16 protein-coding genes, 1 tRNA gene and 1 riboswitch are annotated in these 24,481 nt (G+C 67.3%); of the genes, 5 read left to right on the plus strand and 12 right to left on the minus strand.

All coding sequences use genetic code 11. The annotated features are described in order from the left end of the window. Nucleotides 1-36: 36 nt before the first annotated feature. Nucleotides 37-1,857: a tetratricopeptide repeat-containing glycosyltransferase family protein gene (locus EYW47_RS09430; RefSeq protein ID WP_240763616.1), complete on the plus strand. Its 1,821-nt coding sequence runs from the start codon at nt 37-39 to the stop codon at nt 1,855-1,857. A gap of 87 nt (nt 1,858-1,944) precedes the next feature. On the opposite strand, the gene EYW47_RS09435 is transcribed toward EYW47_RS09430, so the two are convergent. The 3 genes from EYW47_RS09435 to pepN all read right to left on the minus strand — a co-directional run bounded on the left by EYW47_RS09435 (nt 1,945) and on the right by pepN (nt 6,082). Beyond that, nucleotides 1,945-2,020 (minus strand) — tRNA-Thr (locus EYW47_RS09435). Nucleotides 2,021-2,085: 65 nt separating this feature from the next. Continuing rightward, nucleotides 2,086-3,102 (minus strand): class 1 fructose-bisphosphatase, encoded by a 1,017-nt coding sequence (locus EYW47_RS09440; protein ID WP_133194589.1) that lies wholly within the window; start codon nt 3,100-3,102, stop codon nt 2,086-2,088. 289 nt (nt 3,103-3,391) lie between these two features. Then, entirely contained in the window at nt 3,392-6,082 is a 2,691-nt protein-coding gene (pepN, locus tag EYW47_RS09445; protein ID WP_133194590.1) for an aminopeptidase N, read from the minus strand. A gap of 252 nt (nt 6,083-6,334) precedes the next feature. Here pepN and EYW47_RS09450 point away from each other — a divergent pair, with 252 nt between their 5' ends. Then, a complete protein-coding gene (locus tag EYW47_RS09450; RefSeq protein ID WP_133194591.1) occupies nt 6,335-7,033 on the plus strand; it encodes a DUF4136 domain-containing protein in 699 nt (232 codons plus the stop codon). Between the two features lie 103 nt (nt 7,034-7,136). Here EYW47_RS09450 and EYW47_RS09455 read toward each other — a convergent pair whose 3' ends face one another. The 8 genes from EYW47_RS09455 to EYW47_RS09495 all read right to left on the minus strand — a co-directional run bounded on the left by EYW47_RS09455 (nt 7,137) and on the right by EYW47_RS09495 (nt 18,299). Beyond that, the gene (locus tag EYW47_RS09455) at nt 7,137-7,709 is read right to left on the minus strand and encodes a TMEM165/GDT1 family protein (protein WP_205710041.1); all 573 of its coding nucleotides are present in this window, start codon (nt 7,707-7,709) and stop codon (nt 7,137-7,139) included. Nucleotides 7,710-7,770: 61 nt separating this feature from the next. Continuing rightward, a riboswitch (yybP-ykoY riboswitch) is annotated at nt 7,771-7,941 on the minus strand. A 59-nt stretch (nt 7,942-8,000) separates the two neighbouring features. Continuing rightward, nucleotides 8,001-9,308 carry a guanine deaminase gene (gene guaD, locus EYW47_RS09460; protein ID WP_133194593.1) on the minus strand — a complete coding sequence of 436 codons (1,308 nt, stop codon included), beginning with the start codon at nt 9,306-9,308 and terminating at the stop codon, nt 8,001-8,003. Between the two features lie 215 nt (nt 9,309-9,523). Then, a complete protein-coding gene (locus tag EYW47_RS09465) occupies nt 9,524-10,567 on the minus strand; it encodes an adenosine deaminase (RefSeq protein WP_133194594.1) in 1,044 nt (347 codons plus the stop codon). 34 nt (nt 10,568-10,601) lie between these two features. Next, entirely contained in the window at nt 10,602-11,786 is a 1,185-nt protein-coding gene (xdhC, locus tag EYW47_RS41765; RefSeq protein WP_240763617.1) for a xanthine dehydrogenase accessory protein XdhC, read from the minus strand. Nucleotides 11,787-11,798: 12 nt separating this feature from the next. Beyond that, nucleotides 11,799-14,201 carry a xanthine dehydrogenase molybdopterin binding subunit gene (gene xdhB / locus EYW47_RS09480; protein WP_133194595.1) on the minus strand — a complete coding sequence of 801 codons (2,403 nt, stop codon included), beginning with the start codon at nt 14,199-14,201 and terminating at the stop codon, nt 11,799-11,801. Further along, nucleotides 14,198-15,772, minus strand: a complete 1,575-nt coding sequence (gene xdhA, locus EYW47_RS09485) for a xanthine dehydrogenase small subunit (RefSeq protein ID WP_133194596.1) — start codon at nt 15,770-15,772, stop codon at nt 14,198-14,200. Before xdhA ends, xdhB begins: the two co-directional genes overlap by 4 nt. A 373-nt stretch (nt 15,773-16,145) precedes the next feature. After that, nucleotides 16,146-16,676, minus strand: a complete 531-nt coding sequence (locus EYW47_RS09490; protein ID WP_133194597.1) for a disulfide bond formation protein B — start codon at nt 16,674-16,676, stop codon at nt 16,146-16,148. 216 nt (nt 16,677-16,892) lie between these two features. Beyond that, the gene (locus tag EYW47_RS09495; protein WP_133194598.1) at nt 16,893-18,299 is read right to left on the minus strand and encodes an amidase; all 1,407 of its coding nucleotides are present in this window, start codon (nt 18,297-18,299) and stop codon (nt 16,893-16,895) included. A 227-nt stretch (nt 18,300-18,526) separates the two neighbouring features. Between EYW47_RS09495 and EYW47_RS09500 the strand changes: the two genes are divergently transcribed. The 3 genes from EYW47_RS09500 (at nt 18,527) to EYW47_RS09510 (ending at nt 22,905) form a co-directional block, all read left to right on the plus strand. Beyond that, nucleotides 18,527-20,293, plus strand: coding sequence for a cation:proton antiporter (locus EYW47_RS09500; protein ID WP_133194599.1), 1,767 nt, complete (start codon nt 18,527-18,529; stop codon nt 20,291-20,293). A 186-nt stretch (nt 20,294-20,479) separates the two neighbouring features. Then, nucleotides 20,480-21,952 carry a gamma-glutamyl-gamma-aminobutyrate hydrolase family protein gene (locus tag EYW47_RS09505; RefSeq protein WP_133194600.1) on the plus strand — a complete coding sequence of 491 codons (1,473 nt, stop codon included), beginning with the start codon at nt 20,480-20,482 and terminating at the stop codon, nt 21,950-21,952. 200 nt (nt 21,953-22,152) lie between these two features. Further along, nucleotides 22,153-22,905: a DUF2968 domain-containing protein gene (locus EYW47_RS09510; RefSeq protein ID WP_133194601.1), complete on the plus strand. Its 753-nt coding sequence runs from the start codon at nt 22,153-22,155 to the stop codon at nt 22,903-22,905. 189 nt (nt 22,906-23,094) lie between these two features. Here EYW47_RS09510 and EYW47_RS09515 read toward each other — a convergent pair whose 3' ends face one another. Then, the gene (locus EYW47_RS09515) at nt 23,095-24,327 is read right to left on the minus strand and encodes a prolipoprotein diacylglyceryl transferase (RefSeq protein WP_133194602.1); all 1,233 of its coding nucleotides are present in this window, start codon (nt 24,325-24,327) and stop codon (nt 23,095-23,097) included. Nucleotides 24,328-24,481 lie beyond the last annotated feature (154 nt).

The raw sequence follows: 24,481 nt of genomic DNA on the forward strand, positions 1-24,481 counted from the left end.
TCCGGGCATCGCGCAAATTTATTGCGTGAACACACAATGAGCCATCAAGACGGCACCGCACTGGCCGCTAATGCGTCCGACGACTCGATCACGCAAGCCTCGCTTGCGCGCGCCGACCAATACTTCGACAACGGCCAAATGGCTGAAGCGCTGCGTGGCTATCAGGACGTGCTTGCCGCAGAGCCCCGCCATGAGCACGCACTGCATCGCACCGCGCTCGCGCATTTTCGTAGTGGAGAGCAGGCCATCGCGCGCGACTGGCTGGAACGCGCAATCAACGCCGCGCCGCAGCGTGCCGAATTGTGGGAGCATCGCGGCCTGCTCGCGGCACTCGCAGGCGAGCACATCGCAGCGGAGGCCTTCTATCACCGGGCCCTCGTACTCTGCGGAGGAACGGCCAGTCTGCATCGCAATCTGGGCGACGTGCTGAAGCTCGCCGGCCGCGGGGCCGAAGCGTGTGCACATTATGAAAAGGCGCTCGGGTTCGATCCCGGGCTTCACCATGCCGTGCGCCGCCTCGCCTCGCTCAGCCTCGAAGACGGGCGCCACGAAGAGGCCGTGAATTATCTGCGCCGTGCATGGGCGCTCGGTGCGTCGCGCTTGGCCGATGGCATCGATTTGATCAAGGCGCTGTCGCACCTTGGAAACGCCACGGAAGCGGACCTGCAGATCGGGCGCATGCGCACGGCATTCGCTGCGGATCCCAACGCGCTCGACGAACTCGCATTTCACCTGAACGAACTGCACCGCTACGAACTGGCGTACGAAGTCGCTACGCAAGGGCTCGCGGTGGATGCCGCGGTCGCCGGACTGCATCACAACGCCGCCTATGCGTCGAACATGCTCGGCGCGTTTGCACGCATGCGGCAGCACAGCGTCGAGGCTGCGCGCCTGATGCCCGACGACGCACATCTGCAGTTCAACGTTGCAGTTTCGCTGCTCCGTGACGCAGAGTTTGAGGAAGGCTGGCGCCATTACCGCTGGCACGAACGTCTGCAACAGAACAGCACGCTGGCGCAGCCAGACTTCCCGCAGTGGTGCGGCGAGCCGGTTGCCGGGCGACGCTTCTTGCTGGTCGGTGAGCAGGGACTGGGCGACCAGATCCAGTCGCTGCGCTACGCCGACTGGTTGCGGCGCCAGGGGGCAATTGTCGATGTCTGGGTCGGCGAGGCGCTGGGCGACGTGGCGGTGTGTGCGAGCGGGGTGAACAGGGTCTGGACTGCGCTGCCGCCCGGTCCCTACGACTTCTGGAGCCGCATGTTCCGCTTCCCCGAATATATGAAGCTGAGCCCGAGCATGTTGCCGCTCGCGATGCCGTACCTCAGCGCGCCTTCCGAGGTCGTTGGCCGTTGGCGCGAGCGGCTTGTCGACGCGATAAGCACGGACGCGCTCACGCGCCGAATAGGTCTGGTGTGGGCCGGCAATCCCGACTACGAGTTCGACCGCTATCGCTCCATCGCCCTGCGTGCGCTGCATCCGGTGCTCGAGCGGCGCGGCGTGGCGTGGTTTGCGCTGCAAAAGGGCGCTGCGCAGAGCGAGGTGGAGGCGTTGCCGCCTGGCATCGACATCACGCCGCTCGGGCCGGAGATCGGGAGCTTCACCGATACGCTCGCCGTCGTGCAGTCGCTCGACCTCGTGATCACCGTGGATACATCGGTTGCGCATCTGGCGGGCGCTGCGGGCGTGCCGGTGTGGATTCTGCTGCCGACTTGCACCGACTGGCGCTGGATGGCGGGCCGCAACGATACGCCGTGGTATCCGTCGGCGCGGCTTTTCAGGCAGCAAGAACTGGGGTGCTGGGATGATGTGATCGAGGCGGTGGGGGAGGCGCTCGATGCTTTGCCGCCGCACGGCTAACGACGCGGGTTCGCTGCCGTGATGTGCAAGGCGGCGGCACAAAGCAAAAAGCCCAGTCGAAGACTGGGCTTTTTGCTTGAAACTTGGTGGTGCCGGAAAGAGGAATCGAACCCCCGACCTTCGCATTACGAATGCGCTGCTCTACCGTCTGAGCTATTCCGGCGTCACATCAGAGAAGGAAGATTATAGGAAAGATCCGCGGGATGCGCAAGCCCTTTCCTCATCTTTTTATTTTTTCGCTTCCTGGTGGTAACGCGTCACGCGCTCCACCTCGTTCTTCGAGCCGAGGAACACGGCCACGCGCTCGTGCAGGCTCTTCGGCTGAATGTCGAGAATGCGCTGTTCGCCGTTGGTCGCCATGCCGCCGGCCTGCTCGACGATGAACGACATCGGGTTCGCTTCGTACATGAGACGCAGCTTGCCCGGCTTCGACGGATCGCGGCGGTCGGCCGGATACATGAAGATGCCGCCGCGGCTCAGGATACGGTGCACATCGGCGACCATCGAGGCGATCCAGCGCATGTTGAAGTTCTCGCCGCGCGGGCCATCCTTGCCCGCGTTCAGCTCGCCGACGTACTGCTGCACCGGCTCATACCAGTGGCGCGCGTTCGAGGCGTTGATCGCGTATTCGCGCGTCTCTTCGGGAATGCGCATGTTGCTCTGCGTGAGCACCCACGAGCCGAGCTCGCGGTCGAGCGTGAAGCAGTTCACGCCGTTGCCGGTCGTGAGCACGAGCACGGTCTGCGGGCCGTAGACGGCGTAGCCCGCCGCGACCTGTTTGGTGCCGGGCTGCAGGAACGATTCTTCGGTGGCCTGCTGGCCGTCCGGGCAGCGCAGCACCGAGAAGATCGTGCCGATCGAGACGTTCACGTCGATGTTCGACGAGCCGTCGAGCGGGTCGAACACGAGCAGATACTCGCCCTTCGGATAATTGGCCGGGATCGGGAAGAAGGTTTCCATTTCCTCGGACGCCATGGCCGCGAGGTTGCCGCCCCATTCGTTGGCGTCGAGCAGGATCTCGTTGGACAGGATGTCGAGGTTCTTCTGCACTTCGCCCTGGACGTTCTCGCTGCCGGCGGTGCCGAGCGCCTCGCCGAGCGCGCCCTTGCTGACGTTGTAGCTGATCGCCTTGCACGCACGCGCGACGACTTCGATCAACAGGCGCAGATCGGCAGGCAGGTTGCTGTGCTCGCGCTGCTGCTCGATCAGGTATTTGGTGAGAGTGGTACGACGTTGCAATGCCATTGCAGTACTCCGGATGCGCTTGGGGATAGCGCAATTCTACCTGCTGGACGGGGCGCGGCCCGCTTGCGGCACTGCAAAAAAAGCCGCCGATGCCCGGCGTGGCACGCCTGGCGGCCCGTCCGGTCAATCCCGAAAATCCGCTCGATCGCGCCGCGGACGGAAAAATAATGCAGAAAAAAAGCGCATAAAAATGCCGGCCGCGAAGGCCGGCAGCGTTTAGGGCGTGTGCGCGATCTGGCGGTGCGCGGCGCGGCCGGACTGCGCCGCGCGGCACCGCGCAGTGTCAGGCCTACGCCAGTGCCTTTTCCACGATCTCGCGCACGTCGCGCGACTTCGCCTGTGCGGCGACCTGCTCGAGCGCGGCGCGCATTGCCTCGCGCAGCGCGGGCGTGAAGCGGCGCCACAGCTCGAGATTGCGCGCAAGGCGCGCCGCAACCTGCGGGTTGATGGCGTCGAGCGCGATGACCTGATCGGCCCAGAACGCGTAGCCCGAGCCGTCGGCAGCGTGGAATTGCGCCGGATTGGCCGCGCAGAAGCTGAAGATCAGCGAGCGCGCCCGGTTCGGGTTCTTCAGATTGAAGGCCGGATGGCGCATCAGCGCGCGCACGGTCTCGATCGTCGGACGCTGTGCCGTGCCGCGCTGCGTGGCCTGCAGCGAGAACCACTTGTCGATGACGAGCGGCTCCTTCTCGAAGCGCGCGTAGAAGTCCTCGAGCGCCTGCTTCGCATAGTCGCCGCCCGTGCCCGCCGCCGCGTTCATCAGTGCCGAAAGCGCGGCCGCGCGGTCGGTCATGTTGTCCGCGCCGTCGTATTGCGCGGTGGCGAGCTGCACGGCGTCGGCGGGGTCGTCGAGCTCCGAGAGGTACGAGAGCGCGAGGTTCTTCAGGCCGCGGCGGCCTGCCGCTTCCGGCGTGGGCTCGTAGGCGCCCGGCGTGAGGTTGCCGTCGTAGGCGGCGAGCCATTCGGTCTTGAGCGCCGTGGCGAGGCCCTTGCGCACGAACTGGCGTGCGGTGTGCACGGCGGCGGGATCCGACTCCGCCATTTGCTCCGCGAGGTAGGTTTCCGAAGGCAGCATCAGCGCGAGCTCCCGGAACGACGGCGAGAGCGACGCATCGGTCAGCACATGGGCAAAGGCTTTGACGAGCGCGTCATTGAGCACGAGCGGCTGTCCCGCGGCGGCGCGCGTGGCCAGCGCGAGCAGCTCGCGCGTGGCGAGGCGCTGGCCCGCTTCCCAGCGGTTGAACGGATCGCTGTCGTGCGCGAGCAGGAACGCGAGCTCGTCGTTGCTGTAGTCGTACTCCACGATGACCGGCGCCGAGAAGTTGCGCAGCAGCGAGGGCAGGGGCTTGTGAGCGACGTCGACGAAGGTGAAGGTCTGCTGCGCCTCGGTGAGCTCGAGCACGCGTGTGGTTCCCGATGCGCCGTTTTCGCCTTCGAGCGTCAGCGGCAGGTCCGCGCCGTCGGGGCCGATCAGGCCGATCGCAAACGGGATCAGGAGCGGCCCATTCTGCGTTTCGCGCGCAGCGGGCGAGCCGTTCGCATAGCCCTGCGCGAGCGTCACGCTATAGCGCTGCGCGGCTTCGTCGTATTGCGTGGTGACGGTGACACGCGGCGTGCCCGCCTGGCTGTACCAGCGCTCGTACTGGGCGAGGTCGCGGCCATTGGCGTCGGCCATCGCGCGGCGGAAGTCGTCGCAGGTCACCGCCTGGCCGTCGTGGCGCTGGAAGTAGAGGTCCATGCCCTTGCGAAAGCCGTCGCGGCCGAACAGCGTCTGGTACATCCGCACGACTTCCGCGCCTTTCTCGTAGACGGTCATCGTGTAGAAGTTGTTGATCTCGACGTAGCTCTCGGGGCGCACCGGATGCGCCATCGGGCCCGCGTCTTCGGCGAACTGCATCTGGCGCAGCACGCGCACGTCCTCGATGCGCTTGGTCGCGCGCGCGGCCTCGTTCTCGTCGCCGCCCGACATGGCCGCCGAGAACTCCTGGTCGCGGAACACCGTGAGGCCTTCCTTCAGGCTTAGCTGGAACCAGTCGCGGCAGGTCACGCGGTTGCCGGTCCAGTTGTGGAAGTACTCGTGGCCCACCACGGCTTCGATGTTGGCGAAGTCGACGTCGGTGGCCGTTTCCGGATTCGCCAGCACGTACTTCGTATTGAAGATGTTGAGCCCCTTGTTCTCCATCGCGCCCATGTTGAAGTCGCTCACGGCGACGATCATGAAGCGGTCGAGATCGAGCTCGAGGCCAAAGCGCAGCTCGTCCCAGCGGATCGAGTGGATGAGCGAGTCCATCGCGTGGCGCGTCTTGTCGAGGTCGTGCGGCTCGACCCACACCTGCAACAGCTTGTCCTTGCCCGAGCCGCTCTTGATGCGCTCCTCGAGCGCCACGAGCTTGCCCGCCACCAGCGCGAACAGATAGCTCGGCTTGCGGAACGGGTCTTCCCACTTCGCGAAGTGGCGGCCGTCGGGCAGATCGCCTTCCTCGATGAGGTTGCCGTTCGAGAGCAGCACCGGGTAGGCGGCCTTGTCGGCGCGCAGCGTGACGGTGTAGGTCGACATCACGTCGGGGCGGTCGAGGAACCAGGTGATGCGGCGAAAGCCTTCCGCTTCGCATTGCGTGAAGAAGTTGCCGCTCGACACGTAGAGCCCCGAGAGCGTGGTGTTCGCTTCCGGGTTGCAGGCGCCGGTGAGCGTGAGCGTGAACGCGTCGGGCACGTTCTCGACCGTGAGGCCGTGCTCGTGCGCGCGCACGTTCTCGTACGGCTTGCCATCGATTTGCGCGCCCATGAATTCGAGTTGCTCGCCCATCAATTCGAGGTGCGCGTCAGGCCTGGCATCGGGGTTGCGGCGCACGCGCAGCGTGCTCTTGACGATGGTGCGCTCGGGCACGAGGTCGAATTCGAGGTCGACGGTGTCGATCAGGAAGGCGGGCGGCGCGTACTCTTCGCGGCGGATCACGGTGGGCGTGGCGGTATCGGACATGGTCTCGTGCGGGAAAGCTTCGGGTCGGATGGCGATATAGGGAGGCCGCGCCTTGACAGTCAATGCGGCGGCCGGCCGTCCCATTGTACAAAGGCTCGGTCTGCTTGTCCGATGTGGCCCGAAGGCGTAGGCCGTGGCGCGCCTCCGAACTTTCGCGCCGGCGCGCGAGTCAGTATGATCGGGGCCTGTCGCGAAGACGACTCTGAGACGACAGCCTTTCACCACCACTGGCAAGACTGCAACGAGAAGACCATGATGCCCCACCGATGGACCCGCCGTGCTCTGCTCATGCTGGCGGCGCTCGCCGTGACGCTGTCCGGTTGCACCACCTACGTGACGAGCCAGGTGAGCGCGTTCTCCGCGTGGGAGGGCGGCAGCGACGCCACGCGCACCTACGCATTCACGCGCAATCCGGACCAGCAGCAAAGTATCGAGCAATCGACCTACGAGAATTTCGTCGCGGGCAGCCTCTCCGCGTATGCATTCCGCCAGGTGCCCGAGCAGCAGGCGCGTTATCTCGTGGGCCTCGCCTACGGCAGCCGGATGGACACGGTGACGGTCGCGCAGCCCGTCTTTTACAACCCGTGGCCCGCCCCGTACTGGGGGCCGTTCAATCCGTGGGGGCCTTGGGGTCCCTGGGGCCCCGCCTACGTGAACCAGACTTACCCCGTCTATTCACATGCGCTCGGCATACGCATCACGGAAAAAGCGAGCGGCAAGGAAGTCTATAACGTCACTGCACGCACATCGGGCGACGAGCCTTCGCTCGTGCGGGTGATGCCGTATCTGGTGCGCAGCGCGCTGTCGAACTTCCCGCTGCAGAACGGCTCGGTGCAGCAGGTCAGGCTGCCGGTGGACAAGAACGGCGGGGCGCCGAACGAGGCGCAGGCAGCCGCGGCGTTGCCGCCGGCGGCTACAGCGGCGCCGGCAGGGGCTGCCCCGGCAAAGTGACCGGTCAACGTGACGGCTGGCATGAATGAACGAAAGCGCGCCGGATTCGAAGGTCAGGCGCGCTTTGCTTTTGGGGCGCTCACGCGTCCTGTTCCCCTTTGCGTCAGACGCCCACGCCCATGATCGCGAGCACGCCGAGCACCACGAACAGCACGGCGGCGATGCCGTGCACCAGCTTCGTCGGCAGCTTGTGCGCGAAGCGGTCGCCCAGCAGGATCGCGGGCACGTTCGCGATCATCATGCCGAGCGTCGTGCCGGCCACCACGCCGAAGAAGTCATGAAAGCGCGCGGCGAGCGCAACGGTCGCGATCTGGGTCTTGTCGCCCATCTCGGCGAGAAAGAAGGTGACGACGGTAGCCCCGAACACGCCCAGCCGCGTGCGGTTGACGTTGGCTTCGCCTTCGTCGAGCTTGTCGGGCACGAGTATCCACAGGCCCATCGCCACGAAGGAAGCGGCGAGTGCCCAGCGCATCACCGAAGGCGTGACGAGCGCGCCGAGCCAGGTGCCCAGTGCGCCCGCGCCCGAGTGATTGACGAGCGTGGCGACCAGCACGCCGAGGATGATCGGCATGGGCTTGCGATAGCGCGCCGCGAGCACGAGCGAGAGCAACTGCGTCTTGTCGCCGATTTCGGCGAGCGCGACCGCGCCGGTGGAGACCAGAAAGGCTTGATTCACGTTTTGATGATCCTCGGGCCGAGATGAGTGCGAGCGACGACCCACGACCCGCCGGGCCCTGTAGCGGCGGTCATGAGTCATCGGTCTCGCCAGGCCCGAAGCTGCATCCGCCATGGCCGCGCAGGCCAAGTCTGTTGACGGACGCCCCCGCCTCACGTGCGCGGCGCGCGGCAAACCATGAAGGCCGGCCGGGTGGCACGAGGCGGGGCGGCTACTCCCCAATGAACTGTGAATTATAGCATCGGCATTTTCCGACAAGAGGCGTTGCCGATCCTGTCGGATCGACGATTCTCAGCGCTTCGCTTCATCACGGCTGTGCACACGCGCACCGGCCGCGTAGGTCTCGAACACGGCGCGGTCGTCGCCGAGCAGGGCCAACGCGAACAGCAGCTCTTCGAGCGATTCGGCGCGCGCGGTGCGGCGCGCGAGCAGCGGCGTCGCCTGCGGGTCAAGCACGACGAAGTCCGCCTCGCTTTGCGGCGCGAGCGTGCCGATCTTGTCGGCGAGATCGAGCGCGGCCGCAGCGCCCGCCGTGGCGAGCCAGAACATGCGCGTGGCCGTCAGATGGTGGCCGCCCATGCGCGCAACCTTGTGCGCCTCGTTCATGGTTTGCAGCATCGAGAACGACGTGCCGCCGCCCACGTCCGTCGCGAGCGTGACGGGCATCTGCGAGGCCTGCGCCTTGTCGAAGTCGAACAGGCCGCTGCCGAGGAACAGGTTCGAGGTCGGGCAGTGCGCGGCGACCGTGCCGGTCTGCGCCATGCGCTGGCGGTCTTCGTCGTCGAGCCAGATGCAGTGGCCGTACACGGCGCGACGACGCAGGAGTCCATAACGATCGTAGACGTCGAGATAGCTGCGCTGGCGCGGGAACAGCTCCTTCACCCACTTCACTTCGTCGAGATTCTCCGCGACGTGGCTCTGAATGAAGATGTCGCCGTGCGCCTTCGCAAGCGCCTCGCACGCTTCGAGCTGCGCCTCGGTCGAGGTGGGCGCGAAGCGCGGCGTGAGCGCGTACATCTGGCGGCCGTTGTTGTGCCAGCGCGAGATGAGCTCGGCGCTGTCGTCGTAGCCGGTCTGGGGCGTGTCGCGCAGGAACTCGGGGCAGTGGCGGTCCATCAGCACCTTACCCGCGACCATGCGCATGTTCTTCGCGGCGCTTGCGGTGAAGAGGGCGTCGGCCGATTGCTTGTGCACCGAGCAGTAGACGAGCGCCGTGGTCGTGCCGCATGCGAGCAGCTCGTCGACGAAAAAGCGCGCCGTGTCGCTCGCCACGCCTTCGTCCGCAAAGCCACGCTCGGTCGGGAACGTGTACGTTTCGAGCCACGGCAGCAGACCCGGCGCGGGCGAGGCGATCATGTCGGTCTGCGGGTAGTGGATGTGCGTGTCGATGAAGCCCGGCACGATCAGCTTGTCGCGCAGGTCGTGCACCGGCGCGCCTTCGGCCACGCTTGCGCGCAGCGCCGACCAGGCGCCCGCCGCGGCCACGCGGCCGTCTTCGACGATCACGACGCCGTCTTCGTGGAATTGGGCGGCATCGGGCGACTGCGCGGGGTCGCCGGTGAACGTCAACAGTTTTGCGCGATAAGCCGATTGAGTCATGGGAACATCGTCTCCGAAAATTTCAGGTATTCATAAGCAGGATTCGTGCGTGCCTTGCGTCTTCGCAGATGGCGCGCTGCGTGCGCGCCGCTCCTGAAAACGCGGCGCGCAAAAGCCCTGGGGCCGGCGCTCGCGCGCCGGTCCCTGTCGAGGGTGAAGCCTTAGGGCCTGTTATTCGCGGGAACAGGCTTTGGACCGGGACGTCCTGCGCGGGATCACACCACGGCGCCGCTCCAGTACTGATCGAGCTTCGCGATCAGCGCGGCGCGTTCTTCGCGTGTCACGAACGACGCCTCGAAGCCGTTGCGCAGGATCGTGTACACCTCTTCGTCGTCGAGCCTCAGCGCGCTGATGATGGCGCTGTAGTTCTCGTTCACGTAGCCGCCGAAGTAAGCGGGATCGTCGGAATTGACGGTCACCGCGACGCCTTCGTCGAGCAGCTGCTTGAGCGTGTGCTTCGTCATGTCGTCGAACACGCAGAGCTTGAGGTTCGAGAGCGGGCAGACGGTGAGCGCGACGCGCGTGTCGGCGAGGCGCGTGACGAGCGCAGGGTCTTCGATGCTGCGCACGCCGTGATCGACGCGGTCGACCTTGAGCAGATCGAGCGCTTCGTAGATGTAGGCGGGCGGGCCTTCCTCGCCCGCATGCGCGACGAGCTTCAGGCCCTTCGCGCGCGCCTTCTCGAACACGCGCTCGAATTTCGAGGGCGGATGGCCGCGCTCGGACGAGTCGAGGCCCACGCCGATCATGCGCGGATAGCGGTCGAACAGCGGCAGCGCGGCGTCGAACGTGGCGAGCGCATCGGCTTCGCTCAGATGGCGCAGGAAACAGAGGATCAGCTTGCTCGTGAGGCCGCGCTTTTCGGCGTCGGCGAGCGCGCGGTCGAGGCCCGCGACCACGGTTTCGATCGCCACGCCGCGTTCGGTGTGCGTTTGCGGATCGAAGAATATTTCGGTGTGCACGACGTTGTCCGCGAGCGCGCGCTCGCAGTAGGCCATCGTCATGTCGTAGAAGTCCTGCTCGGTGAGCAGCACGCTCGCGCCTGCATAGTAGATGTCGAGGAACGACTGCAGGTCGGTGAAGGCGTAGGCCGCGCGCAGGGCTTCGATAGACTCGTACGCGAGCTTGACGTTGTTGCGCTGTGCGAGCGCGAAGATCAACTCGGGCTCGAGCGAGCCTTCGATATGGATGTGCAGCTCGGCCTTCGGTGCGCGCGCAGCTTTCTGCACGAGCGGGTTCGCAGGGGTCGTGATGGTCATGGTTCGCTCAATCGAGTTCGTTCAGTGAATGACATCACGCGGAATGGAATCGTGCCGGAAGCGGCGTGCCGGGGACCGCAACGCCCGCGTGCTCTCGCGCATGCAGGCCCGCCGCAGCCGCCTCGATCGCCTGCAGCAATTGCGCGGCGGCCGAGATCGCGATGACTTCGGGCGACTTGTCGACGATGCCGTCCACGCCGAGCGGACACTGCATGCGTGCGATCTGCAGCGGATCGATGCCGCGCGCGGCGAGCCGGTGCTCGAACTGCTTGCGCTTCGTGTGCGAGCCGATCATGCCGAAGAACACGAAGTCGCCGCGGCGCAGGATGCGCTCGGCAAGATCGAGGTCGCGCGAATGATCGTGCGTCATCACGATGAAGCTGGTGCCGGGCGGAGCGGCGTCGATGGCTTCGTCGGGTGCGTCGTTGGCGTCGATCGCGACGTTGGGCGCGTTGAGTGCCGCAAACGCTTCCGGCGAGGGAAACGCGGCGTCGCGCTCGTCCACCCAGCGCACGTGGCACGGCAGCGTGCCAAGCACGCGCACGAGCGCCGCGCCCACGTGGCCCGCGCCGAACAGCACGACGGGCCAGTCGTTCGGCGCGATGGTCTCGGTGAGCAGCATCGTGCCGTCGGCCTGACCTGGCGTGCCGGTGTCCCAGAGCAGGCAATCGGGCGTTTCCACGCCAGGCTCCGGCTCCGAGAGCATGACGGTCGCGACCGCTGCGCTATCGGCGCTCACGTCTTGACGACCGACACCAACAGCGTGGCCGGCCGTGTGGCCAACCGTGTGGCCAACAGCGCCGCCCGACGGCGTCCCATTCCGCGAGGAGCGGAATGATACGCTACGCACGGTCGATGCGCCCGCCGCGAGCCGGCGCGCGAGCGTGGCGAGCCAGCCGAGATCGGACACGTCGAGGCGCTCGAACGCGAGCACGACTGCGCCGCCGCAGCACTGGCCGAGGCTGGGCCCAAGCGCGAAACGCTCGAGGCGCCGCGCATGCGGCGTGCGCATGCCCTCGCGCAGCACCTGGCGCGCGGTCTCGATGGCCTTCCATTCGAGGTGACCGCCGCCAATCGTGTGGCGGGCCGCTTCGCGGGTGACGATCATCTTCGTGCCGGCTTCGCGCGGCGCCGAGCCTTCGACACGCGCTACGGTCACGAGCACGGCGGCGTCGCCATGCGCGAGCAGATGCTGCAGATCGGTGAGCCAGGCTTGCATCCGGCGGTTCTCCTACTTGACTACGACTTCAATTGGGGCGGCGGCCTGCGCGCTGGCCGTGCGCGTACGCAGGGCATCGAGCGCGTCGAGGATCGCTTCGGGCGTGGCGGGCGCGGCAAGCGGCGCGGCTTCCCGCGCCTCGGGCACGGCGGCGCCGATCGCGTCGCGGATCGCGAGGAGCACCGAGAACGGCAGCAGCAACGGCGGCTCGCCCACGGCCTTCGAGCGGAACACCGTGGGCTCGGCGTTCTCGTTGCGGTAGAGCTGCACGTTGAACGCCGCGGGCGTATCGCTGATCGCCGGAATCTTGTAGGTGGACGGCGCGTGCGTCATCAGCTTGCCGTCGCGGTTCCACCAGAGCTCTTCGCTCGTGAGCCAGCCCATGCCCTGGATGAACCCGCCTTCCACCTGGCCGATGTCGATGGCCGGGTTGATCGACTGGCCCGCGTCGTGCAGCACGTCGGCGCGCACGAGCTTCCATTCGCCCGTGAGCGTGTCGATGACCACTTCGGACACCGCTGCGCCATACGCGAAGTAGTAGAACGGATGGCCGGTGAGCGTTTTCGCGTCCCAATGCACCTTGGGCGTCGCGTAAAAGCCGTCGGACCACAGTTGCACGCGCTTCAGATAGGCGAATTCCACGAAGTCCGCGAACGCGATCGCCTGGCCGTTTGCGTGGACTTTGCCGTCCTCGAACACGATCTCGCCCGGCGCGCCGCCGTGCTGCGCGGCGGCGAGTTCGGCGAGGCGCGCGCGAATCGCGAGCGCCGCGTCTTCGGCGGCCTTGCCGTTCAGATCGCTGCCCGTCGAGGCGGCGGTGGCGGAGGTGTTCGCCACCTTCGACGTGTCGGTCGCGCTCACGCGCACGTGCCCGAGCGGCAGCCCGAATACACCCGCGACCACCTGCGCGACTTTCGTGTTGAGCCCCTGGCCCATTTCGGTGCCGCCGTGATTCACGAGCACGGAGCCGTCGCGATAGACGTGCACGAGCGCGCCCGCCTGGTTCAGGTGCGGGACGTTGAACGAGATGCCGAACTTCACCGGCGTGAACGCGATGCCGCGCTTGAGCACGGGGCTCGCGCGGTTGAACGCGGCGAGCGCGGCGCGGCGCGCGGCGTATTGGCTCGACGCGAGCAGCTGGTCGGTAAGCGGCGCGAGCACGTTGTCCTCGACGCGCTGGCCATAGGGCGTGACGTCCCGCTCGCCGATGCCGTAGTAGTTCGCGCGGCGCACCTCGAGCGGATCGCGTTCGAGCGCCGTGGCGATGTCGTCGAGCATCACCTCCATCACGAGCGCGCCCTGCGGTCCGCCGAAGCCGCGAAAGGCCGTGTTCGACTGGGTGTTCGTCTTGCAGCAGAGCGCGACGATTTCGACATCCGAAAGATAGTAGGCGTTGTCGAAATGGCAGACCGCGCGCGTGGCGACCGCACCCGAAAGATCGGCGGAATAGCCCGCGCGCAGCGCGATTTCGACGCGTGCGCCGACGAGGCGACCTTCATCGTCGTAGCCGGCTTCGTATTCGTAGAGCGCGTCGTGGCGCTTGCCGGTGATGAGGAAGTCGTCGTCGCGGTCGGCGCGCAGCTTCACGGGGCGCCGCAGCTTGTGCGCGGCGAGCGCGGCCACGCAGGCGAACAGCCCCGACTGCGATTCCTTGCCGCCAAACCCGCCGCCCATGCGCCGGCATTCGCACATCACGCGATGCGCGGGCCAGTCGAGCAGATGGGCGACCAACTGCTGCATCTCGCTCGGGTGTTGCGTCGAGCTGTAGACGAGCATGCCGTCCTGCTCTTCGGGCAGCGCATAGGCGACCTGGCCTTCGAGATAAAACTGCTCCTGGCCGCCCACGGCAAACGTTCCGGCGATCCGGTGCGGCGCCGCCGCAATGCGTGCCGCCGGCTCGCCGCGCGTGAGGCGCAGCGGCGGCAGGACGTACTGCTGGCGGGCTTTCGCGTCGGCGATGCTGAGCACCGGCTCGAGCGGCTCGTAGCGCACCACGTCGTTGCTTGCGGCGAGCGCGGCCGCGCGGCGCGCGAGCGCGTGGCTCGTCGCGATTACGGCGAACACGGGCTGGCCGAGATACTGCACTTCGTCGTGCGCAAGGACCGGGTCGTCGTGCAGGACCGGCCCGCAGTTGTTCTCGCCGGGGATGTCGGCGGCGGTGAGCACCGCGACGATGCCGGGCATGGCGCGCACGCGCGCGAGATCGAGCGCAGCGATGCGTGCATGCGCGTGGCGCGAGAGGCCGAGCGCGGCGTGCAGCGTGCCGTGCAGCTCGGGGATGTCGTCGGTGTAGCGCGCCTCGCCGCTCACGTGCAGGTCGGCGGACTCGTGCGGCAGCGGCGCGCCGAGCGCCGCCTGGGCCGCATGCGCTGCATGCGCGGTTTGTGCGACGAACGGATCGGACTGGCGGTTCATGATGCATCTCCCGCAAACGCTGCGCCGGGGGCCACGCCGGTTTCGTCGACGACTTCCGCCTCGGAGGCAAACACGAAGGCGTTCACGTCGCACAGCGCGAGCGGCGCTTCGTCGCGCGTTTCGAGCCAGCAGCGCCAGAGCAGATTGCGCGCGACCTTCAGGCGATACGCGGCGCTCGCGCGCATATCGGTGAGGGGCTGATAGTCCGAGTCGAGCGCGGCCATGGCGCGCTGCGCGGCCGCTTCGTCCCAGTGTGCGCCCGTAAGCGCCGCTTCGGCATGCGCGGCGCGCTGCGGTATCGCGGCCATGCCGCCATACGCGACGCGCGCGTTCCCGATCGTGCCGTCCTCGCCGATCTCGAGCGCGAACGCCGCGCAGACCGCCGAGATGTCCTGGTCGTAGCGCTTGGACACCTTGTAGGTGCGAAATCGCAGCGTCGGCACGGGGCGCGGAACGCGGATCGCCTCGACGAACTCACCGGCTTCGAGCACGCTCTTCTGATAGCCGGTGTAGAAAGCCGCGAGCGGCAGCGTGCGCACGCGCGCCGCGCGGCGCAGCACGACCACGGCGTCGAGCGCGAGCAGCGCCGGCATCGAGTCGCCGATGGGCGAGCCGTTCGCCACATTGCCGCCCAGCGTGCCCGCGTTGCGGATCGGCAGCGAGGCGAAGCGCGCCCACAGCTCGGCGAGTTCGGGATAGTCGACGGCGAGTGCCGCATAGGCGTCTTCGAGCGAGACGGCGGCGCCGATCGTGAGCGTCTGCGCGTCGCGCGCGAGGGCCTTCAATTCGGCGACCTGGCCGGTGTAGATCACGTCGCCCAGGTCGCGCAACTGCTTGGTGACCCACAGGCCGACGTCCGTGCCGCCCGCGAGCACGCGCGCCTGCGGATGCTCGGCGCGCAGCGCGGCGAATGCTTCGAGCGTGCGCGGCGCGAAGAACGTGGCATGGCCGTGCGCAACGCCACGCGCGTCGGGGCCGGCGTAGACGAAGGTATCGCGGCGCGCGATCGAGCGCAGCGCTGCTTCGAGTGGCTCGCGCGCGAGCGCGACGCGCGGATAGCTCGAAATGTCGAACATGCGTTGGGTCGCGTCGATGATCGGCCGGTAGCCCGTGCAGCGGCACAGATTGCCGGAGAGCGCCTGATCGATTTCGTCGCGTGTCGGCAGGCCCGCGTCGGCGCCCTGGCGCTCGTAGAGCGCCCACATCGACATCACGAAGCCCGGCGTGCAGAAGCCGCACTGCGAGCCGTGGCAGTCCACCATCGCTTGCTGGACGGGATGCAGCGCGCCGTCGGGCGCGCGCAGGTCTTCGACGGTAAAGAGCGCGCGGCCGTCGAGCGTGGGGAGAAACTGGATGCAGGCGTTGACCGCCTTGAGCGCGAGGCGGCCATCCTCGTCGAGTTCGCCGATCACGACCGTGCAGGCGCCGCAGTCGCCTTCGGCGCAACCTTCCTTGGTGCCACAGGCGTGCAAATCCTCGCGCAGGTGCTGGAGCACAGTGCGTGTGATGGGCGCGTCATGCACCTCGTGCACGGCGCCACAACGGACGAAGCGGATGGTTTGCGTTGTCATGTGAAACCCGGGAGACATTGCGGATCAGGCGCGCGTTACGCAGGGAGCCGGGGCGCGCCTTGACTGTCCAGTCCGGCCTCGCGCACGTAGATCGCCATCCAAGTCCGAATTTAGCACCGACAGCGCCCGGAAAGTATTCCTTCTGGAAGATGGGGGTTATGCGACGGCGCCCATGACAGAACGTCGTATGATCCGGCCCTTTCGGGCGATGGCTAGGAGGAGGGGGAGGCGCCGCCGGATGAGGGGCGGCGCGGGGGAGAGGGCGGCGCGCGGAGAGGGTGGTGCCTGGTTGAGTGTGTGGCGCGGGTGGATGGCGCCGCAGCGCCTTGGGTCAAGCAACGGTGCGGCGCGCGGCGCGGTGGCGCGGCAGCGTTTAGCGCCGGATGCCGGGCCACGCCACCTGGCGGCGACGGTTGCGCCACAGGCTGGCGAGCACCACGACGAACACGACGGCGAAGGCGAGCACCGACCAGAGCGGCAGCGTGAGGCCGAGGATCGGCGGATAGGTCGTTTCGCACAGGCCCTGGACCTTGAAGACGCCGGGCAGCCAGTGCGCGGGCGGCAGGGCGTCGACGATGGGCTGCAGCGTGTCGAAGCCGCAGCTGAAGCTCGGCACGGCCTGCACCCAGGCGAGCCGGGCGGAGGCGATGATGCCGCCCGCCGCCGAAATCGCGACCAGCGCTTCGAGCGTGCGCACGGCGCGCCAACTGTCGAAACGCGCGCCGAGGAACGCGAAGATCGCAATCAGGATAAAGAAGTAGCGCGTGAGGATGCACAGCGGACAGGGGTCCTGGTGCTCGGCGTACTGGAAGTAGAGCGCCCCGCCCAGCAGCGCGAGGCAGATCAGGCCGAGGAGGACCAGCAGGCGGCGCTCGCGGCGTAGCCGCGCGTTATCGTCGTTCATGTGACTCGTTTATTCGGGTTGGACAGCGCAGCCGGCCTCGGGCAAATCCTGGTAGCGGCGGCTGCAACGGCGTTTCGGGATTCTAGCGCGAAGGGGGGATGGCGCGAGCGAGCGCCCTTGACCACGCGCAGGCGGAGCCTGCGCGGGTAACCGGGCCCCTTTTTACGGTTATCGCAGTTTACGGGTATCGCAGTTTACGGTTATCGCAGTTTACGGTTATCGCAGCGGCGCGAGCACCGCTTCGACGCCGCGGCCGATCGCGAGGAGCGCGTCGTCGGCGTAGGGCGCGCCGGCCAGCATCAGCCCCACCGGCGCCTCGCCGGGATGGTGGATCGGCAACGAGAGCGCGCAGGCGTCAAGGAAGTTGAAGGCGCTCGGGTTGCGCAGCACGAGCGCATTGGCGCGCGCGAACGCGTCGTCGTCGGCGACTAGCGGGGCGAGCGCGGGCGGCGCGATTGGCACGGTCGGGGCGATCACGGCGTCAAAGCGCGACCAGAGCGTAGCCTGCGCCTCGTCCATCACGGCGGCGCGCGCGGCGATCAGATCGAGATAGTCGGCGGCGCTCGCGGGTTCGCCCTTGAGGATGCGCACGAGCACGCGCGGGTCGTACTGGTCGCGGTGTTGCGCGAGGAGCGGGCGATGCCACGCGTAGGCCTCGATCGGCGAGAAGCCATAGTGGTTGATCCCGGCGAGGCGCTCGAACGCCGAAAAGCGCACCTCGCTCACGATTGCGCCAGCTGCATCGAGGTGCTTGAGCGCCGTGTCCAGCGCTTCGGCCACGTAAGGCTCGATGTCGTCCGTCACGTAGTTCGTGAGGACGCCAATGCGCACGCCGTCCAGGTGCCGCGTCGCGGGCACGTGCGGCGCCAGCCCGGCGAGGATGCGGTCCACGAGCGCGCAGCACGCCACCGTGTTGCCGATCGGGCCGAACGAGTCGAGCGTGGGCGAGAGCGGCACGGCGCCCGTCTTCGGGATGCGCGCGGCCGTGGGCTTGAAGCCGGTGAGGCCGCAGAACGCCGCCGGGATGCGGATCGAGCCGCCCGTGTCGGTGCCGAGCGCGACGGCGGCCATGCCGTCGGCGACCGAGGCTGCGGCGCCGGACGATGAGCCGCCCGCGATGCGCTCGTCGCCGGCCACGCCGCGCCGGTAAGGCGAGAGCGGCGTGCCGTAGTGCGGGTTCAGGCCGAGTCCGGAAAACGCGAACTCGCTCATGTTGGTGCGTCCGACGAGCACCGCGCCCGCATGGCGCAGGCGCGCGACCGCGGTGGCGTCGGCGCTCGCGGGCGCTGCGTTCGCGAGCACCGTGGAGCCGGCGCGCGTGACTTCGCCTTGCACGTCGAACAGGTCTTTCACCGAGACGGGAATGCCCGCGAGCGGCGAAAGCACCGTGCCCGATGCGCGCAGCCGGTCGTGCGCATCGGCGGCGGCGCGCACGCGCTCGGGGTCGACGTGCGTGAACACGGTGGCGCCCTGGCCGGCCGCAGCGGCGATGCGCTCGAGCGCGGCCTCGGCGAGCGCGCGGCTCGTGGTGCGGCCCGCGGCGAGGTCGGCGGCCAGTTGGGCGAGCGCAGGGAACGGCGTGAAGGCCGAGGGGGCTGGGGAGGCTGAAGGCGTGGCGGTCATGGCAGCGGGGGCATCGATGGCAATACGGTGGGCAGGGGTGCCGCGGGCGGGCGGTGACGCGCAATGCGGCCGCGCAATACAGACATGCGCGGCCATGCACGGCCATGCGCCGCGGCAAGGGACACATCATTGTAGAACGTGAATTTTTCTTGAGCAGCGATTTGGCGCGGCGCTTCCATCGGGTAACATTCAATTTTCCGATAGCATTTTGTAAGGATATTCTGCCCATGCATCAGGGAATCGGCTTCATTCAGGATCTGGCAGTCGTGATGGCGATCGCGGGGATCGTCACCGTGCTGTTTCATCGCCTGAAGCAGCCGGTGGTGCTCGGCTATATCGCGGCGGGCGTGATCATCGGGCCGTACACGCCGCCGTTCCAGCTCATCCACGACGAGCAGACCATCCAGACGATGGGCGAGCTGGGCGTGGTGTTCCTGATGTTCTCGCTCGGGCTCGAATTCAGTCTGCGCAAGCTGTTCCAGGTGGGGGCGACCGCCATCGTCGCGGCGCTGTCCGAAATCGTCGTGATGCTGTGGATCGGCTACGAGATTGGCCGCGCGTTCGGCTGGGCCCCCATGGATTCGCTGTTTCTCGGCGCGATCCTCGCCATTTCTTCGACCACCATCATCGTCAAGGCGCTCGCCGATCTCGGCGTGAAGCGCGAGCCGTTCGCGCAACTCGTGTTCGGCATCCTGATCGTCGAGGACATCCTCGGCATCGCCATGCTCGTGCTGCTCGGCGGTATTGCGCAGACGGGCGAGCTCTCGCCCGGCATCGCGTTCATCACACTCGGCAAGCTGCTGCTGTTCATGACGGTCTCGCTGCTCGCGGGCATCCTGATCGTGCCGCGCGTGCTCGGCTACGTGGCGCGCGTGGGCAGCGACGAAATGCTGCTCGTCTCGGTGCTCGGCTTTTGCTTCGGCTTTTGCCTGCTGGTCGTGAAGCTCGATTACTCGATTGCGCTCGGCGCGTTCCTGATCGGCGCGATCATGGCCGAGTCGCGCCATCTGCCACGCATCGAGCATCTGGTCGCGCCGCTGCGCGACGCGTTCTCGGCCATCTTCTTCGTGACGATCGGCCTGATGCTCAATCCGCTCGTGCTGGTCGACTACGCGTGGCCGATCGCGGTGATCTCGCTCGCGGTGGTGTTCGGCAAGCTCGTGTCGTGCGGGCTCGGCACCTTCCTGGCCGGCCGCGACGGCCGCACGGCGATGCGCGTCGGGATGACGGTGTCGCAGATCGGCGAGTTCTCGTTCATCATCGCTTCGCTCGGCCTGACGCTGAAGGTGACGAGCGCCTTTCTCTATCCGATTGCCGTGACCGTCTCGGCGATCACGACGCTCACCACGCCATATTTGATCCGCTTCGCCGATCCGCTCTCGCAGCGCCTTGCGCGCGCGATGCCGCCCGCGGTGTCGAATGTCTTCGGCATGTACAGCCAGTGGCTGCGCTGCCTGATGCCGCGCTCGAATGGCACGCAAGGCCCGACGCTGTTCTCGCTCACGAAGCGCGTCGTCGTGCAGGTCGCGGTGAATCTCGCGCTCGTCTCGGCGATTTTCATCGGTGCATCGTATGGCGCGCGCTACGCGTTGCCGCTGCTTGCGAGCTGGGTGCCCGACGAGCGCATCCAGCGCGTGGTGCTGTGGAGCGCCGCTTTGCTGCTCGCGATTCCATTTCTGGTGGCCGTCTGGCGCAAGACGCAATCGCTCGCGCTCTTGCTTGCCGAGGTGAGCGTGCAGCCCGAAAAGGCAGGGTGCTTCACGCGCGCGCTGCGCCATGCGATTGCCGAGCTCGTGCCGGCCGTCTCGATGATCGGTGTGTTCGTGCTGGTCGCCGCGCTCTCGGGAACGATCCTGCCGCCCACGGGCTTCCTGATTGGCGTGCTGGTGTGCGCGGCGGGGCTCACGATGCTGTTGTGGCGCTGGTGCGTGAAGATCCACGCGAGCATGCAGATCGCGCTGCGCGAGACCTTCGACGAGCGGCCGGACCCCTAAGGCCGGCGCGCGGTTGGGCGCAGTTCGGTGCAGATCGGGTGCGGGACCTGCCAGTGCCTGACAGGCCGTGCCCAACTGCAACAGAGTGTGAGCGTTTGTGCACGGGGCTGGCGGCGATATGCGGTGCGACGCATAATCGAAACCCTGTTCATTCGTTCGCGCGCGCGGCGCGCCCGACCCCACGCTATGAGCGAAAACAAATCCGACCACCCCGAGGTTCCTGACGGCGCTGACCGTCCTGCCAACGCCGGCGCGCCCGGCGCGCCGGGCTCTTCCGCTTCTCCCCACGCAACGCCCCCCGGCGCACCGGGCGCCGCAACATCCGGCTCTTCGGGCGCGACGCCCTCGGGTGAGCCTGCGCAGCGTGCATCGACCGACGCGCCCGCGAGCGCATCGGCGGTGACGTCGGACGCAGCTGGCGCGGACAGCTCGGGCAGGGGCAGCGACGAGGAGCCGGTTTCGGCGCAGGTGGGGGCCGCTTCGAGCGCGCCGCAAGCCGGCGAGCCGCACGAAGAGGCGGCGCGCGCCGTGGCGCGCCAGCAGGCCGAAGCCGCCGTGGCGCCACGCATTCCGATCGAGGTGGTGGGCGAGGTGGGTAAAGACGTGCCGGCGCCCACCGCGACCGGGACGAAGGACACCACAGCGCAAGCCGCCGCCCAGCCTTCACCGCCTCAGCCGGGGGGCAGCCCGCGACCGGGCGCCGCGCCTGCTGGTTTCGGCCAGGCGCCCGACTTCAGCGCGCAGCATCCCCCGCCGCCGGGCGCCATTCCGCCTGAGCCGCCTCGCTATCTGCGTCCGAGCGATTCGGCATGGTCGGTGTTCGGCCGAATCGTCGCGGCGCGCGCCCGGCAGTTGTTCGACCGCGCCGGTCAGCGCATCACCCAGCGCACGCTGCGCATTGGCGTGTCGGCTCGCATCTTTCACCCGGAACCGGGCGCAGCGGGCTTGCGCGGCAAGACGCTGCAATATCTCGAAGAGTCGATCGCGCATTGGGTCATGTCGCGCGACGTGATCGTCTTCATGATTCCGACGGTCGGCCATCAGGGCATGCTGCACCCGAGCAACATCCGCCTGCGCGATTATGCGAAGCACCTCGACGGCCTCTTGTTGCAAGGCGGCGCCGATGTCTCGCCGCAAACCTACGCGGAGACCGCGCCGCGTCCGGAGTGGCCCGGCGACCGCGTGCGGGACATGTACGAGCTGGAGCTGCTGCACGAATTCATCGAGTCGGGCAAGCCGGTGCTGGGCGTCTGCCGCGGCTGCCAGCTCATCAATGTCGCGTTCGGCGGTTCGCTCTATCAGGACATCGCCATGGACGTCCCCACGGCGGGCGTGCACGTGAGCGAGCACTACGACCAGCATCGCCACGCCGTCCACTTTCCGGAGGGCTCGTCGATGGCCAGCATGTTCCCCGGCAGGCGCGAGGCCATCGTCAACTCGATCCACCATCAGGCGGTAAAGAGCCTTGGCCGCGATCTGACGGTCGAGGCCGTTTCGTCCGGTGATGGCCTGATCGAAGCGGTGCGCTACCGGCGCGCGCCGTTCGTCGTGGGCGTGCAGTGGCACCCGGAGTTCCACCGCGCCGGCGGCCCGGAGCTACTCGACTGCACACCGCTGCTCGATACGTTTTTGCGCGCGGCGCGCGAGACGCGGTTCTGACGAAAAGGGGGCGGCAGCCCCCTTTTTTGATTTTGAGCTACATCGATCCAGATTCCTCGCACGCATTCCTAATCGGAAGTAGGTGATTTCGGACAAGTAATTGGCTGCTCTGTCGGTTATCCGAAATTAATGCGCGTTTATGAGATTTTCTGGCGGTGATAATAAGCGGTTACTCGGAATCCTGAACGGAACAGGCAGTCATGAAGCAATCAACCCCGCTGCGTCGCGCCTTGCTGGGCGCCGCGGTCTTTACGCTTTTGCAGCACGGCGCTGCCGCATGGGCCGGCGCACCCGCTAGCGACGTGGCTCCGGTGGCCGGCACTCCGGTGGCCGGCACTCCGGTGGCGGGCAACCGGCCGTCGCTCGGCAGCCTGACGCCGCAGCCGGCGAACACGCCGCCGCCCGCGGGCATGGTGGACGATCAGGCGACCGCAGGGGCTTCGCAGGGCGACGTGGCCACGCTCATGCAGCTTATCCACGACGCGCAGCTCGTTGAGTTGCGCACGACTTATAACGCCAGCTACGGCGCGAGCCTGTTCTTTTATCCGCCCGAGATGACGTATTACGTGGTGCTGTTCCAGGACAAGCACTTCTGGCGGGTGATTCGCTCGCAGGACGACGCGCGCGCGGAAGCCATCTATGCGAATTTCGTGCAGCAGACCCAGCGCCTCGCCGAGGTGGAGATTCGCCGTACCCAGATCGAGGCGCAAAAGACGTTCATCGATCGCGTAATTGCGCTCAATGAGGACCGTGCGCGCAGGCTGCAGGCGGACCTCAACGTGGCGCGCACGCAGCAGGCGCGCGTCGACGACTATCAACGCCAGATGCAGGGCAATGCGCGCGCCCTCAATGCCGAGAAGATCCAGGCGCAGGCCCAGTTGCGCGATCTTCAGAATCAGGTGGACCAGTTGCAGCGCGAAACCGAGATGGGCTTGCCCGGTTCGCGGCGCTAAATACCCGTTGGGTTCGCATCGCGTCGCGCCGTTGGGAGCGGGCGGTGCGGCGCAGCAGGACAAGTGGAGAAGCACACAACAAAAAAGCCCGGCAACGAAGCCGGGCTTTTTTGTTGTGTGCTGGGCGGGAACCGCAGGCGCCGCTCGAGTGCGTACGAGCGGGCGCTGCGCCACGTGTCGAGTGGCGAATTACTTCGCGAAGCTGTCAGGCACCTCGGTCACGCGGCGTTGCGAAACGTGATTCACCCATTCCGTGTTGTCGACGTTCACCGTTGCGCGGCTTGCCGGCGGTGGCGCCGTGCGCGTGCCTGCATAGGTCGTGAGCGAGGGATAGTCGTCGCTCGACGTCCCGCTCGACTGGAGTGGCGAATAATCGGCGGCTTCAGAATACATGCCATGCGTACGCTGGGTCGTCACGAGCGGCGCGCTACGGTGCGGCGCGAAATCGTGCGCGGGATGGCGGCCGGCTTCCTTGTACGTCGTGAACTCCCTCGCGTCGGCGGCCTGGCGGCTCTTGGCGAGATTTGCAGCCTTGGCTGCTCTGTCGCCCGTGAGCGTAGCTTGGGGTGTCAGCGTGGCACGCTGCGGTGTGCTCGCGTGTGTGCGCCCGGTGTAGTCGGGGCGCACGGCTGTTGCCGGTTTCGAAGGCGATGCCGTTGCAGGGGCGCCGGCGAGTGTGGGGGCGCGCAGTGCATCCGGCGTGATGATGATCGGTGCCGATGCAGGAGCTTGACTCGGCGTCGCATTGGACGCCGCCGTTGCTGTGGGTTGCAGGGCCGCAGCCGGTGCGCTTGCCGCGCGCGCCGTTGTTGGGGCGGCCACGTCCTTGTTGTTCCCCGCGGCGCTGGACATCGTGAGGTCGTGCTGTGCGCGTTCGTCCGAAAGACGCGCCGACACGCTCGCGTCGGTGCTCGAAACAGGGCTCGCGGGCGTATGCAGAACGGTTCTGTCCTTGCCATCGCCAAATTGCGTATGGCTGGCCACGATCCAGGTGAGCAGCACTGCGCCGCCGATGGCAATGGCGGTGGCCGCGAGCCTGTGCGACGACGGCGGTGTGCGCTCGACGCGAGCGGCGGTACGGGCGGCCCGCGCACCGGCTGCCGGGTGCTGCAAGGTATCGGCGGCGGCTTGCTGGGCCTGCGCAGCGTTGAGTGTGTCGCCCACGGGTGCCGCGGCGGGGCGCGGCGGCTCCGGAACGAAGCGGCGATGCAAGTCCCAGCGGCACGCCTGACGGAATGCTTCGGCGCTCAGGCACACCGTGCGCAGGAAGGCGGCATAGAGCGCCTGGAGTTCGGTGCGCAAGCTGAAGTGCGGAGGCATGAGCGCCCAATCGCGGCCAAACGGCGGCGGGACGCGGGTGAGTGGCCGCATGCGCGGTATCGCGAGTGCGCCTTCCACCTGAACTAACGGAAAAGTTGACATGGATCTCTCGCTGCCTTGGCGTGGTGGGGCACCAGAACACGGTGGAGCCCGAAAGACGCGCGGTTTGCCAGCGCTGCAATGCCTTATACGGGTCAATCGTTTGGATTCGAATGATGCGGGCCAGACTTGCGGCAATCCATCGGAAACGTCTGAA

The sequence above is a fragment of the Paraburkholderia silviterrae genome (genome assembly GCF_004353915.1).
In the GTDB taxonomy this organism is placed as follows: Bacteria; Pseudomonadota; Gammaproteobacteria; order Burkholderiales; family Burkholderiaceae; genus Paraburkholderia; species Paraburkholderia silviterrae.

Excerpts from the sequence above, each read along its gene's own strand:
- EYW47_RS09495 (WP_133194598.1), bottom strand. The coding sequence starts at position 18,299 with ATGACCGCCACGCCTTCAGCCTCCCCAGCCCCCTCGGCCTTCACGCCG.
- EYW47_RS09490 (WP_133194597.1), bottom strand. The coding sequence starts at position 16,676 with ATGAACGACGATAACGCGCGGCTACGCCGCGAGCGCCGCCTGCTGGTC.
- EYW47_RS09465 (WP_133194594.1), bottom strand. The coding sequence starts at position 10,567 with ATGACCATCACGACCCCTGCGAACCCGCTCGTGCAGAAAGCTGCGCGC.
- xdhA (WP_133194596.1), bottom strand. The coding sequence starts at position 15,772 with ATGACAACGCAAACCATCCGCTTCGTCCGTTGTGGCGCCGTGCACGAG.
- EYW47_RS09450 (WP_133194591.1), top strand. The coding sequence starts at position 6,335 with ATGATGCCCCACCGATGGACCCGCCGTGCTCTGCTCATGCTGGCGGCG.
- EYW47_RS09430 (WP_240763616.1), top strand. The coding sequence starts at position 37 with ATGAGCCATCAAGACGGCACCGCACTGGCCGCTAATGCGTCCGACGAC.
- guaD (WP_133194593.1), bottom strand. The coding sequence starts at position 9,308 with ATGACTCAATCGGCTTATCGCGCAAAACTGTTGACGTTCACCGGCGAC.
- xdhB (WP_133194595.1), bottom strand. The coding sequence starts at position 14,201 with ATGAACCGCCAGTCCGATCCGTTCGTCGCACAAACCGCGCATGCAGCG.
- pepN (WP_133194590.1), bottom strand. The coding sequence starts at position 6,082 with ATGTCCGATACCGCCACGCCCACCGTGATCCGCCGCGAAGAGTACGCG.
- EYW47_RS09505 (WP_133194600.1), top strand. The coding sequence starts at position 20,480 with ATGAGCGAAAACAAATCCGACCACCCCGAGGTTCCTGACGGCGCTGAC.
- EYW47_RS09515 (WP_133194602.1), bottom strand. The coding sequence starts at position 24,327 with ATGTCAACTTTTCCGTTAGTTCAGGTGGAAGGCGCACTCGCGATACCG.
- xdhC (WP_240763617.1), bottom strand. The coding sequence starts at position 11,786 with ATGCAAGCCTGGCTCACCGATCTGCAGCATCTGCTCGCGCATGGCGAC.
- EYW47_RS09500 (WP_133194599.1), top strand. The coding sequence starts at position 18,527 with ATGCATCAGGGAATCGGCTTCATTCAGGATCTGGCAGTCGTGATGGCG.
- EYW47_RS09440 (WP_133194589.1), bottom strand. The coding sequence starts at position 3,102 with ATGGCATTGCAACGTCGTACCACTCTCACCAAATACCTGATCGAGCAG.
- EYW47_RS09510 (WP_133194601.1), top strand. The coding sequence starts at position 22,153 with ATGAAGCAATCAACCCCGCTGCGTCGCGCCTTGCTGGGCGCCGCGGTC.